Source organism: Aliiglaciecola sp. LCG003 (assembly GCF_030316135.1).
Lineage (GTDB): Bacteria > Pseudomonadota > Gammaproteobacteria > Enterobacterales > Alteromonadaceae > Aliiglaciecola.
In genome coordinates, this window is sequence record NZ_CP128185.1 from 1,519,453 (window position 1) to 1,532,694 (window position 13,242).

The 13,242-nt window shown below is 43.7% G+C and carries 8 protein-coding genes and 1 CRISPR repeat array; of the genes, 6 read left to right on the forward strand and 2 right to left on the reverse strand.

Translation table 11 applies throughout. The annotated features are described in order from the left end of the window. From csy1 to cas6f, 4 genes are read left to right on the forward strand one after another with little or no spacing between them, the layout of a single operon-like run. Nucleotides 1–1,302, forward strand: coding sequence for a type I-F CRISPR-associated protein Csy1 (csy1, locus tag QR722_RS06405; protein WP_286286352.1), 1,302 nt, complete (start codon nucleotides 1–3; stop codon nucleotides 1,300–1,302). Beyond that, nucleotides 1,299–2,252, forward strand: a complete 954-nt coding sequence (csy2, locus tag QR722_RS06410) for a type I-F CRISPR-associated protein Csy2 (RefSeq protein ID WP_286286355.1) — start codon at nucleotides 1,299–1,301, stop codon at nucleotides 2,250–2,252. Before csy1 ends, csy2 begins: the two co-directional genes overlap by 4 nt. Before the next feature lie 37 nt (nucleotides 2,253–2,289). Next, nucleotides 2,290–3,315: a type I-F CRISPR-associated protein Csy3 gene (gene csy3 / locus QR722_RS06415; protein WP_286286357.1), complete on the forward strand. Its 1,026-nt coding sequence runs from the start codon at nucleotides 2,290–2,292 to the stop codon at nucleotides 3,313–3,315. Nucleotides 3,316–3,324: 9 nt separating this feature from the next. Further along, entirely contained in the window at nucleotides 3,325–3,948 is a 624-nt protein-coding gene (cas6f, locus tag QR722_RS06420) for a type I-F CRISPR-associated endoribonuclease Cas6/Csy4 (RefSeq protein ID WP_286286359.1), read from the forward strand. A gap of 220 nt (nucleotides 3,949–4,168) precedes the next feature. Next, nucleotides 4,169–9,476: a CRISPR direct-repeat array (repeat unit 28 nt; unit sequence GTTCACTGCCGCACAGGCAGCTTAGAAA). 305 nt (nucleotides 9,477–9,781) lie between these two features. On the opposite strand, the gene QR722_RS06425 is transcribed toward cas6f, so the two are convergent. Next, nucleotides 9,782–10,066, reverse strand: a complete 285-nt coding sequence (locus tag QR722_RS06425) for a DUF6172 family protein (RefSeq protein WP_286286362.1) — start codon at nucleotides 10,064–10,066, stop codon at nucleotides 9,782–9,784. A gap of 228 nt (nucleotides 10,067–10,294) precedes the next feature. After that, entirely contained in the window at nucleotides 10,295–11,680 is a 1,386-nt protein-coding gene (locus tag QR722_RS06430) for an MATE family efflux transporter (RefSeq protein ID WP_286286365.1), read from the reverse strand. A gap of 127 nt (nucleotides 11,681–11,807) precedes the next feature. Between QR722_RS06430 and QR722_RS06435 the strand changes: the two genes are divergently transcribed. Next, complete coding sequence (locus tag QR722_RS06435; protein WP_286286367.1) at nucleotides 11,808–12,704, forward strand: helix-turn-helix transcriptional regulator; 897 nt, start codon at nucleotides 11,808–11,810, stop codon at nucleotides 12,702–12,704. Between the two features lie 72 nt (nucleotides 12,705–12,776). Further along, on the forward strand, nucleotides 12,777–13,184 hold the full coding sequence (locus tag QR722_RS06440; protein WP_286286369.1) for a hypothetical protein: 408 nt from the start codon (nucleotides 12,777–12,779) through the stop codon (nucleotides 13,182–13,184). The last annotated feature ends 58 nt before the right edge of the window (nucleotides 13,185–13,242 follow it).

Below are 13,242 nucleotides of genomic sequence, written 5' to 3' on the forward strand. Positions count from 1 at the left end.
ATGGTTGATTCAGTAATAACGACTTTTTTTGACGAGCGAAAAGCCGCTTGGTTAAAGAAAAATATTTCAACAACTATGTCAGAAATCGAGATCCGTGAGAAAGAATTAGAGTGCGAATCGGTTTTTTCATTAATGCATTGGTTACCAAATGCGGCCAAAAGGGCGGGGCAGATTTCTATTTCTACTCACCCTTGTACCTTTAGTCATCCTAGTTCACGCAAAAATAAAAATGGTTATGCTAGTTCAGTTATTGCCAATAGCCAGTCAGCCAATGATGGTTTTTTAAGAAGTGGTAATGTTGCAGTCAATACCGACGCTTTAGGCAATGCAGCTGCGTTGGACGTATATAAATTCTTAACACTGCTTATGGAAGACGGACAAACTTTAATCGAACATCTGGAACAAGATACTGACCTAGCATTAAGTTTACTTTCATTGCCTAATGCTGAAGAAAGCCAAAATTACCAAATGCTAAAAAAGGGCTTTTTGGCCATAACTAGTGGTTCAGGTGAAAGCATTACTAGTTCTAAAATAAAACAGGTGTTTTTTCCTATTACAGTTGATTTGCCCACTCAGCAGTCTGGCGCTGAAAATTATCACCAGCTATCTATTTTGACTGCATCAGGAATCGTATTCGAATTAAGAAAACGCCTTGATGGGATACGTTACGGTGAAGATATAAAGTTAGCGCGGGGCAAGAAAAAAAACAACCTACAGCACGAAGGTTATTGCGAAATTCATAATTTAACTACTATTGGTTACGGAGGCACTAAACCACAGAATATCAGTGTGTTAAATAATCAAAATGGCGGAAAAGCTCACATGTTTATGAGCGCCCCACCGCAATTGAAAAATCGCAATATACACTTTCCAAATTCCGATTTTTTCAGCCAAACCGTGAATTATTTCCAGTGCAAGAACCTATTTTATCAGTTACATAAACTCTATCAGCGCGATGAAAACAACATGCGTATTCGCGCTGAGCGTGATGAATATTATCAAAGTGTGATCGATCACATTATTGAAAAAATGTGGCAGGTTCGCAGCACCGCATTAGAGCAATTCAACGCCTCCGAAAATCAATTGCCATTGGCACAAAAAACTTGGTTGAGTGAGCAAGACGATAGCAAAGCCTTGCGCGAGGCGACTGATGATTGGCTGGACAGCATCGTTAAGTCTGTGGCTACGTTTTTATTTAATGGTTACGAAAAAATACTGGGTAAAAAAGCCATAAAACTCAGTGATGCTGAACATAAACATATGCACAAGTTGGTCTTAATAAACAAGGAGGCATTGCGATGATCGGCGAAGTAAAAAAACTGCTAATTATTCCCCACATTAAAGTTCACAACGCCAATGCGCTGTCTAGCCCTTTTACCATAGGCTTTCCAGCAATGACAGCTTGGTTAGGCGCAGTACATGCCTTGCAACGAAAGTTAAACTCGCAGGATATTCCTGTGATTTTTTCAGCAACAGGAGTGGTGAATCATGATATGGATTTACAAACCTACAAAGGAGACAACGACTTTGTGCACTCGATTGTTGGGACCGGCAACCCATTGGACAAAACCGGTGCTAGATCCGCGTTCATCGAAGAAGCACGTTGTCATCTGAATGTAAGTTTAGTGATCCAATACGATCACATTACTATCGATGACCGAGAGCCGATGTTAACTGCCATCACCCATTTATTAAATGCCGGCATGAAGATGGCTGGGGGAGATATTAAGGCATTTCAAACCCCAATTTGTATTAATTGTAAAGAAGGCGACGACCAAGATCTACGTATTGTACAACGCACCTTGATGCCCGGCTATGCGCTAATTGAACGACGAGATCTGATGTTAGATGCTATGGAACATGGCGCCGATGCGCTAGACGCATTGATTGATTATCTGGCCATTCATCATAAGTGTGAAACAGCTGATGATGGCAATGTAACCTGGAGCAGTTATCGCAAAACGCTGAACAATAAACCAGCCGGATGGATAGTACCTATCGCCACCGGATTTCAAGGTATCAGTGAATTGGGTGAAGCTAAAAACCAGCGTGATCCAGTTACACCCCATCGGTTTGCAGAAAGTATCGTCACCTTAGGTGAATTTAAAATGCCTCATCGGATTAAGGCTGTTGAAGACATATTGTGGCGTTATCATGTGGACGGTGACTTATATCTTTGCCAGCAAAATAAACACGCAACCCCAAGTTATGACCTTGATTCGGCGCCAAGCTCAATCGAATCTGAATTTTAATTTAATCAATATTTAACACAGTAAAAGGAAAATTATCATGGCTAAAAAAGACAACATTGCATCTGTATTGGCATTTGAAAAAAAATTAGTTACCAGTGATGGTTATATGTATGGGACTGCGTGGGATGCTCGTAGTCAAATAACGCCTCTTGCCTTACGAGAAAAATCGGTACGTGGCACCATATCAAATCGCTTGAAAGCCGCCATTAAAAGTGACTCGGCTAAGTTAAACGCAGAAGTAGAAAAAGCTAACTTACAACGTGTAGATGCCTGTGCACTTGCACCTGAACAAGATACCTTGAACCTGCAATTTACCATCAAAGTTTTGGGCGGTATCACTCAGCCATCTGCTTGTAATAATGCTTTGTTTAAACAAAGTTACAGTGCGGCGGCCAGTGAGTATATTGCTAGTCAGGCTTTTACCGAGCTGGCACGCCGATATGCGAGTAACATCGCTAATGCACGTTTTTTATGGCGTAATCGGGTTGGTGCAGAAAAGATTGAGGTGCAAGTTAAAGCCAAGAATAGCAATGTCGATGAATCTTGGGTTTTTGATGCAACACAATTTAGTACCCGTAACTTTGATTTTAATGATGACGCTATCAATAATCTTGCGACGTATATTGCGAAAGTTTTAGCAAGTGCAAACGACTTTTTGTTATTGGACGTTAGTTGTTTTGTAAAAGCTGGAAAGGCTCAGGAAGTTTACCCCAGCGAAGAATTAGTGCTGGATAAAGGTAAGGGCGAGAAAAGTAAAATTTTATACAATGTTAATGGAATAGCCGCTATGCATTCGCAAAAAATTGGCAATGCTCTACGTACCATAGATACTTGGTATCCTGAGTTTTCTGACGCTGAAACTAGCGCGGGCCCTATTGCTATTGAACCCTATGGTGCAGTTACTAACCTTGGTAAAGCTTATCGAACGCCATCGGATAAACAAGATTTTTATACTTTCTTTGATGCGTGGGCGAGGGGTGAGAAGCTAGCGCGTGTTGAAGATGAGCATTATGTGATGGCGACGCTAGTTCGTGGTGGCGTGTTCGGCGAAAGCGATAAATAAGGAACTGAGATGAAATATTATCTCGACATTACCCTATTGCCAGACGCTGAAGCGAACCTTGGTTTTATATGGCAGAAGGCATTTCAGCAAGTCCATATTGCGCTGGTGGATAACAAAGTGGCTGACAACGAATCAGCCGTTGCACTTTCTATTGTTGGTTACGGTGATAAGGATTTTCCCTTAGGTAAACAATTGCGTTTATTGGCTGCCAGTGAGGATGTTTTGCAGAAACTAGATATCCATCGTTGGTTAAATAGGCTAAGTGATTATTGCTATATTGAGCCTGTCAAACCTGTACCTTCTGATGTGCCCCAGTATGCTCGTTTTATGCAAAAACGTGTTAAAGGTGAAAGCCGTATTGAAACTCAGTTGCTTAAAAAAGCAAAACATATTTCTGAAAAATTTAATGTTGATTACGAGACATGTTTAAGTGAATTACAAGCAAAGTCTCAATATGTTAAATCATCTTTACCTTTTATTAATGTTGAAAGCCAGCAAACGAAAAAGCGGCTACAACAGGGCGTATCAAGTCAGTTTTTACTGTTTATCGAGCAAACTTTTTTTGATAAACCTGTAAACGGTAAATTTGATTGTTATGGCCTGTCTAAAACCGCCACAGTGCCTTGGTTTTAAAGAATTACCATTAATTGTTAGTGAACGCATTGAATAACCCGCCATATACAGAGGGTTATTTTTATTAAGGTACTCAACTTCCCTAATTACCCAATAAAATTGCTCTTTAACAATAATCAATAAAATCAATTAGTTACAATAGGTAGAAAAAACATAGGTAAAAAGTGCAAATTTTTGCCTATCTACTTGTTGTAACTTATTTTTTTAACGTTATTCTATTGTTCACTGCCGCACAGGCAGCTTAGAAACAACTCTGCATCAGAAAGGTTATCGTCAATACGTTCACTGCCGCACAGGCAGCTTAGAAATGTTAAATCAATGATGTTTAACCGCAGAAACTGTTCACTGCCGCACAGGCAGCTTAGAAAATTGTGACACAACGCCTTTAACCATCCCGTTAGTTCACTGCCGCACAGGCAGCTTAGAAAAACAACAAGAGGTGCAAACCATACTATTGTGAGTTCACTGCCGCACAGGCAGCTTAGAAATTCCAAATAAAGCAATGAAGCAAAGAGTTGCAGTTCACTGCCGCACAGGCAGCTTAGAAAAAGCAGACTTTGACAGACAAGGGTATTATGAAGTTCACTGCCGCACAGGCAGCTTAGAAATGAATGAGCCAGTGCCTATGCCATCTGCCTGGGTTCACTGCCGCACAGGCAGCTTAGAAAAACTTTAAGATCTAGTATGGAGTATATATTCAGTTCACTGCCGCACAGGCAGCTTAGAAAACAAGGTTGAACATACTAATGGCTGCATTGTAGTTCACTGCCGCACAGGCAGCTTAGAAATATGTTGTACTCGCCGAGAATACCAACTTGTCGTTCACTGCCGCACAGGCAGCTTAGAAACCATTAGCATATTATCGCCTCTAAACAGCCCAGTTCACTGCCGCACAGGCAGCTTAGAAAATTGATGTTTGCCAACTGTATCAACTTCAAAGGTTCACTGCCGCACAGGCAGCTTAGAAATTTAGGTGGTCTATAGGAATAGATTCAAGGTAGTTCACTGCCGCACAGGCAGCTTAGAAAGTCTGCAACATCACCATCAGTTGCAGCCTGTGGTTCACTGCCGCACAGGCAGCTTAGAAAAGGCAACAAGAATAAACCAAACCCAGCCACCAGTTCACTGCCGCACAGGCAGCTTAGAAAAGACGTGTCAGGCTCGATATCATAAGCAAAAAGTTCACTGCCGCACAGGCAGCTTAGAAAGTTAGTATGTTCTACCTTATGCCCTTCGTGTAGTTCACTGCCGCACAGGCAGCTTAGAAATTGATCAAGTCCGGAAACAGTGATAGACCTGCGTTCACTGCCGCACAGGCAGCTTAGAAAACAGCCAGACGGAAGCGTATCATTCAATATTGGTTCACTGCCGCACAGGCAGCTTAGAAAACAAGTCCGGCCGCTGTTGTGGGAGATGTTGCGTTCACTGCCGCACAGGCAGCTTAGAAAAACACCAGAAATACCAATAGAAATTAGCGCGGGTTCACTGCCGCACAGGCAGCTTAGAAAATCTGGGAATATAGACTTTGACATTGCAGGTCGTTCACTGCCGCACAGGCAGCTTAGAAAAGATGCGTCCAATACACCTTTAGCATCGGCATGTTCACTGCCGCACAGGCAGCTTAGAAAAGAATGTTGCATCTACGCTTGCGCTAGTAATTGTTCACTGCCGCACAGGCAGCTTAGAAACTTGTCTGTCAAAGTCTGCTTGGTAAGGAACTGTTCACTGCCGCACAGGCAGCTTAGAAATCCAGCTTTTCAATTCTGGCTTTCAGATCTGTGTTCACTGCCGCACAGGCAGCTTAGAAAATCATCCAGAATCCATATTCGAAGGCTCAGAAGTTCACTGCCGCACAGGCAGCTTAGAAAGTAAACCCTTGATTGCCAGTGCAGCACCATACGTTCACTGCCGCACAGGCAGCTTAGAAAACAGAAGAAGGTGTATGGGGCGGCTTCCCAAGGTTCACTGCCGCACAGGCAGCTTAGAAAGCTCTGCGGTGGTGAATATACCGCCTTTGCTTGTTCACTGCCGCACAGGCAGCTTAGAAACAAAGGTTGGCGGGACCATTGTTTTTCAAGAGGTTCACTGCCGCACAGGCAGCTTAGAAAATCACAGTCCCATCCGAACGAATCAGCATTAGGTTCACTGCCGCACAGGCAGCTTAGAAACAGATGATCAACTAGCCGAATTTGGTAATCTAGTTCACTGCCGCACAGGCAGCTTAGAAATGTTGGACCTGTTGGTTACGTAAAAGCGCCAGGTTCACTGCCGCACAGGCAGCTTAGAAAGTTTAAGTATGGATTGTCTAAAGTTGATTTTAGTTCACTGCCGCACAGGCAGCTTAGAAATTCTAAAAGCTAAAGAAGAGGCAATCAAACATGTTCACTGCCGCACAGGCAGCTTAGAAAACACTGTTCAAGCCAAGAGTTCAAGTCAATAGGTTCACTGCCGCACAGGCAGCTTAGAAATAATACTACAGCTTCATATGTTCTTCTTACTCGTTCACTGCCGCACAGGCAGCTTAGAAAGCCGGAGTATGCAAATGCTCCACCGGTTATATGTTCACTGCCGCACAGGCAGCTTAGAAATATTTGACGCGGTAGTGCTATCATTCGACAATGTTCACTGCCGCACAGGCAGCTTAGAAAAATATTAGCGTTTTACTTCGCAGCCCCGCACAGTTCACTGCCGCACAGGCAGCTTAGAAACACCAAAGGGCAGCGGAGTAAGCGCAAATAAAGTTCACTGCCGCACAGGCAGCTTAGAAAATAGGAAATAATAAAGAGATTAAATCTTTACAGTTCACTGCCGCACAGGCAGCTTAGAAATCTAACAAACCAAACACCGGCTAAGGCTTGCAGTTCACTGCCGCACAGGCAGCTTAGAAAATTCAGGGGAATTTAAAACAATTAAAGATTTAGTTCACTGCCGCACAGGCAGCTTAGAAATACCGAATAAAGCAATGAAGCAAAGAGTTGCAGTTCACTGCCGCACAGGCAGCTTAGAAACATCAGGTATATAACCACCACCTATAAACGATGTTCACTGCCGCACAGGCAGCTTAGAAAGGCGGCGCTATTTACCCAACTATCCGGAAATTGTTCACTGCCGCACAGGCAGCTTAGAAAGTAATTAAAAAGCAGAAACAAGGGCATAACTAGTTCACTGCCGCACAGGCAGCTTAGAAAACTAAATAGAGATTCTAAGTGATCTAAAAAATGTTCACTGCCGCACAGGCAGCTTAGAAATAACTGCTCCGACCAGTAAAATAATTTAAATCGTTCACTGCCGCACAGGCAGCTTAGAAAACAGTGTTATTACTAAATAGGTGAGGGCGCATGTTCACTGCCGCACAGGCAGCTTAGAAACTTTCCCCTGTGTAATAATTAGAATTAATTCCGTTCACTGCCGCACAGGCAGCTTAGAAACTCAGGTATGCAAGAGATGTTAACTTGGTTGTGTTCACTGCCGCACAGGCAGCTTAGAAAATCAACTTTTATTGGAGTGGTATCTTCTAGACGTTCACTGCCGCACAGGCAGCTTAGAAATTTTCACTGGCCGATACATCTTTAACCGGGTCGTTCACTGCCGCACAGGCAGCTTAGAAATGAAAGAAATAGGCAACATTGAAATCACAAGCGTTCACTGCCGCACAGGCAGCTTAGAAATTTAATGGTGTAATTAGAATCAATGAAGTCAAGTTCACTGCCGCACAGGCAGCTTAGAAATACGAAGAATTGCGCCTACGCTACCCGCTGTGGTTCACTGCCGCACAGGCAGCTTAGAAAACCGGAGGCAGCATGAGTATTTATGAATGGATGTTCACTGCCGCACAGGCAGCTTAGAAAATGTCGAATCGGCTTTAGACGTGCGGATTTCAGTTCACTGCCGCACAGGCAGCTTAGAAATCCACAATGGATTCAAACGATCCCACTGTTATGTTCACTGCCGCACAGGCAGCTTAGAAAAGAACGAATATAACGCACTTTTTGGTTCACAAGTTCACTGCCGCACAGGCAGCTTAGAAAATTCATAATCCATAGCTCAACTTGAGCCACGTGTTCACTGCCGCACAGGCAGCTTAGAAATGTGCAGGAGTTTTTACATAGTACTTTAGCCCGTTCACTGCCGCACAGGCAGCTTAGAAAAAACAGCAAGAAGAAAAAGAAAACTTCTAGCTGTTCACTGCCGCACAGGCAGCTTAGAAAGCTAAACTCTGGAACCTCCAGATCGAAAGGCAGTTCACTGCCGCACAGGCAGCTTAGAAAATTACCGAGGTTACTGGGTTAACAGCTGATGCGTTCACTGCCGCACAGGCAGCTTAGAAAACAACACGAATACTTATGGCAGCACTTATGTTGTTCACTGCCGCACAGGCAGCTTAGAAAATCCATATCACCAATAAACACATCAATAATGTGTTCACTGCCGCACAGGCAGCTTAGAAAGTTAGCCCCACAATCACCGTGATCACTTAGGAGTTCACTGCCGCACAGGCAGCTTAGAAAATACGCACACTAGCTCGATTTATGATGGTTGTGTTCACTGCCGCACAGGCAGCTTAGAAAGTCAGGGATAGTACCAAGATCAACCCAAGCATGTTCACTGCCGCACAGGCAGCTTAGAAAATTCGATAAGGCGTTAGGTGCTTCTAACTTAAGTTCACTGCCGCACAGGCAGCTTAGAAAACTGACATCCCGAAAAATAATTTCATCTTGATGTTCACTGCCGCACAGGCAGCTTAGAAAATTAAGGTTTTTTAATTGGCTAATTACGCCAAGTTCACTGCCGCACAGGCAGCTTAGAAAAAACATTCCGAATTGATACCAATAAGGCATTTGTTCACTGCCGCACAGGCAGCTTAGAAATCGCCGGGCCACTCTTTGCAATTCATCGTGTAGTTCACTGCCGCACAGGCAGCTTAGAAAACTGACTCTATCGCTGACCTCTCCACTGGCCAGTTCACTGCCGCACAGGCAGCTTAGAAATGAGCCTGATTTTGACTTCGATGACACAATCCGTTCACTGCCGCACAGGCAGCTTAGAAAACAGCAACATCGCACAAGCAATCAGCCTGACCGTTCACTGCCGCACAGGCAGCTTAGAAATTTATAATAATTGGCATCAAGGCAGTGGCTTTGTTCACTGCCGCACAGGCAGCTTAGAAAAATCACATCATCAAGCGGCTTGATTCCTGTCTGTTCACTGCCGCACAGGCAGCTTAGAAATATAGACGGAACAGACGAAAGCGCTGCAGATAGTTCACTGCCGCACAGGCAGCTTAGAAATTATTTATCTAGTTAAAACAGCGGCGCAAGCTGTTCACTGCCGCACAGGCAGCTTAGAAACGGCGAAGATGACATTGATGAAGTTGGTCGAAGTTCACTGCCGCACAGGCAGCTTAGAAAAAATGCAGATGCTAGGCAGCAGAGGTGATGCAGTTCACTGCCGCACAGGCAGCTTAGAAATGTTCCACGTAATGACAGGCCTGTGCCTACCGGTTCACTGCCGCACAGGCAGCTTAGAAAATTTCTTGCAACTGGTTACCTTTACAGCTTCACCGAAAGAGGCATTGAAATAGATATCCACTTTATAGCGTTGATAAGCTTTCTTCTATCGATAATCTAGATGATCGAAAATATCATGGGTTTCTTTATATGCACCCCAGAACCAAAGATGCAGATTTCATCGTAATCCTCTAGAGATTGCCGTTGTTTATTCTGATTTATGGTCTTGAATGACATGCTATATATTTTCGATTTAGCTTGAGGCGTCGATTTGAAAGCGGACTTTTTAATGGGCAACCATTATCCAAAATGCTTGCCTGTATTTATCAAACCGTTTTCATTTCCCCGGGCTTGGCTAATATTTCCACATAAAACGACGTTGCCCCATTGGCCACTGATTCATCTATCATTTTATTTATTTCTTTCAAATATACTTTCTTGGCAACAGCTTCTGTTACGCCGAACTTACAGTCAAATTCCCAATATCCAATACCTTCTGGAAGTGACTTATTTCGTTCTCGCTTAAGGTATTTCTTAATTTCATGTTTAACCGAGTCAACCATACGGTCAATATTAATTTTGGGATGAGTGAGATCAAATGTTTTTTTCATTAGGTTCCTATCAGGATATCTATTTGCAGAATTCACATGCAGATGGCTAAACCCAGCAGGGGATAGCTGGAGGGGCATTATACCTGATAAAAACTATTTATGGTTAAGTTATTAGGTTGTTGCAGTGCCGTGTACAAATACATTATTTACATATTGATAGCTGACAATGCCAATAACATATCAGCGCAACCTGTTTCAGGCGGCTTAGCAGCTATGTTGATTATCCTATTAAGTTAAACCTGTAGAAGTGGTTGATGGCGTCTGCACGGTCAAATTGCGCAGCCAGTGTTTTGCGCGCATGCGATAAACAAACATGATGGATTTGGTGATTTCTTCTGAATAGGTTACTAGCACCACCCAGTATAGCGACAAGTTAAAATAAAATGCGGCGGCAACGGTCAGCGGAATGCCTATTATCCACATGCCGGAAATATCAATCAGCATACAGTGCTTGTTGTCGCCGCCAGCGCGCAAGATACCCATAGACGCTGTCATATTGAATACTTTGATGCAGGTTCCGAAGGTGATCAACATAAAAATGTTATGGGCGACACTAAGGGTTTCAGGCTGCAGATTGGTATAGGGCATGAACACTACAGATTCCAAACTTAACATTCCCAGCGCCAATAAAAAGGTCACTATCGGCGCGCTAATAGCAAAACCGCGGGCGACCGACCAGGCAGACGCAAAAGCGTCTTGTCCAAGTCGCTGCCCCACCAGAATAGAGCAAGCAGAAGCAAAACCGAAAAAGAACGAAATCAACAAGCCCTCAAGCGGAGCCATCAGGCTCATGACCGCCAATTCTTGGGTCCCAATGCGTCCAAATATCAGCTGATAAACAAAGGTTCCAATTGACCAGACGCCAAAGCTCACCATCATCGGCCAGACTAATTTAATTAAATGTATCCATTGCTGTTTTTGATAGAACTGCTGACTATTCAGGCGAGTGGGGAAGACCTCATGTTTACTTTTCGCCAGACAGTAAATAATCATCAACGCATGCAATCCTCGCGCAATGAAGGTTGCCCAAGCAGCGCCTAAAACGCCTAAGGCATCAATGCCCAATCCGCCGTTTATCAACCAATAATTGAGGGCGATATTGATAAAAATTGCAATACTGCCAAGCACCATCGGAAGTTTGACTTGGCTAAAGCCACGCAAGGCATTTTCAAACACCATGACTACGATGATAAAGGCTAAGCTGGGCATAGTGACCCATAGATAAGTTTCGCCTGTATTGATGATGACTGGATCTGTGGTTCCTAAGCCGACAATATGATCGCCAAAGGCAAAGGTCAGTAACACCACAGGTAGCAATACCCCAGCCCCAATAACCAGTGACTTTATGATGACAGGACTTATCAGGCCAGTTTTACCAGCGCCATTATACTGTGCTGACAACACGCCCACACCGGCCGCAAGGCCCGACAAAATTATCAACACCACAAACTGAATACGATTACCCAATCCAACAGAGGCAACGGCGGCATCACCCAGATGACCGACCATTACAATGTCGCTCATACCCAGCATGGTCACCAAAATACTTTGCAGTGAAATTGGCCAAGCAAGTTTAAGACTTTGTCTTAATGTGGATGTGCGATTAGGTTGCATAGGCTCCGTTGTGTTTAGTTAAATATTAGTGGGCAGTCAGGGTGGTGCATTTTATAAGATTTCAAGCAAATAAACATAATTGCGAATATCATGTATTATGTCTAAAACTATCATTATGGTTAAAAATATGTGGAGAGATATTCTCAACATCGATCCGAGTTGCGAAGAAGACTTCTTCAACTTCGACTCTCTTCCGGGTAAGGGTAAGAGCTTTATAGCCTGTGCAGGGGTGTCACATCTACGCAGCGAATATCGAGTCGGTAAAACCGGTAAAGGTGAGTATTTCAATGGTCAGCAAAATGATCGGGTGCATGTTCATTACTTAATTTCAACCAAATCAGGCGGGGCCACCCTTAGTCTAGATAGCGGTCAACAAGCGGTTTCCCCGAATACCATTATGCTGATACCAGCAGGCACCCCGTTTTTGTACGAACTGGATGGCGATCATTGGGATATGTGTTGGTTGTTGCTACATGACTGTCCGGAATACCAGTTTATTCGCCAACTCAACGCGGGTGTTTGGCAAAGTGAAAATGCTGCGCTGCTATACCAAGTCATGGCAATGATCAGGGACTTTGATCACAGTGATGGTCACTATCAGCCTGACATTCAACTTAGACTAATCGAAGTGCTACTTTATCAAATTGAACAGACACTTAAAAAGACACCCACCCAAAGTGTCCAGCAGCAACGCTTTCAGGCATTGATGCGCAGCGTAACCAAACAATTGCAACTACCATGGAGTGTAAAGTCGTTAGCGGCCGAGTTGCATATATCAGAGCCCCAATTTTATCGGCTATGTAAAAAAGAAACCGGTAAAACGCCAATGAAGTTGCTTACCCACAGTCGTATGGAATATGCCTGCTATTTGCTGCGTTACACTCACTATAGCTTAGAGCAAATCGCTGATACGGTGGGATATGCCGACAGTGCCAGTTTCGCCCATCGATTTAAGCAACTCTATCAAGTTAGTCCGGGTCGATGGCGAAATAGTAACGACAAGAATCACCAGCATGACGAATAAATCCCTTGCACTATAGTGCTGATTTCGTAAACTATTTCCACGCTCAAAAAGGAAATCCCAGCCATTAATTCGTTGAAACACAAACTTTGTTATGTTCTTTGCCTGACGTTGTTGCTGCAGGGCGGTTTGCGCTTGCTGTTGAATGGTCAGCAGTTAGAGCAGTTGCGTTTGCAAAGTTTCAATGACATTGAGCTTATCTGTACGGGCAAAGAAATGAAGTGGATTTCGTTGTCACAGAGTAACCAATTTAATCATTTCGTGTTTGTTGATGCGCCTGAAGAAGCCTCTGAGTTTCCCATAGAAAATTTGTGTCCTGATAAGGTCATGTCAGATTTCAAAAACGCTCTGGCCATGCAAAGTCATAGTGTGTTGAGTCAGTTTGTCAGCTATACAGCCAGATTAGAACGATTGGCACAGCAGCCTTATACGGCCTATCCCTATCAAACAGCGCACTCCCGCGCCCCGCCTGTTTTTGCTTGAACATTAAATCCTAACGTTTTGCCAGTGTGAGCTGGTATCGAGAAGTTTTGTGCGCGTA

Coding starts and splice junctions, on each gene's coding strand:
- cas6f (WP_286286359.1), top strand. CDS start 3,325: ATGAAATATTATCTCGACATTACCCTATTGCCAGACGCTGAAGCGAAC.
- QR722_RS06430 (WP_286286365.1), bottom strand. CDS start 11,680: ATGCAACCTAATCGCACATCCACATTAAGACAAAGTCTTAAACTTGCT.
- QR722_RS06425 (WP_286286362.1), bottom strand. CDS start 10,066: ATGAAAAAAACATTTGATCTCACTCATCCCAAAATTAATATTGACCGT.
- csy1 (WP_286286352.1), top strand. CDS start 1: ATGGTTGATTCAGTAATAACGACTTTTTTTGACGAGCGAAAAGCCGCT.
- QR722_RS06435 (WP_286286367.1), top strand. CDS start 11,808: ATGTGGAGAGATATTCTCAACATCGATCCGAGTTGCGAAGAAGACTTC.
- csy2 (WP_286286355.1), top strand. CDS start 1,299: ATGATCGGCGAAGTAAAAAAACTGCTAATTATTCCCCACATTAAAGTT.
- csy3 (WP_286286357.1), top strand. CDS start 2,290: ATGGCTAAAAAAGACAACATTGCATCTGTATTGGCATTTGAAAAAAAA.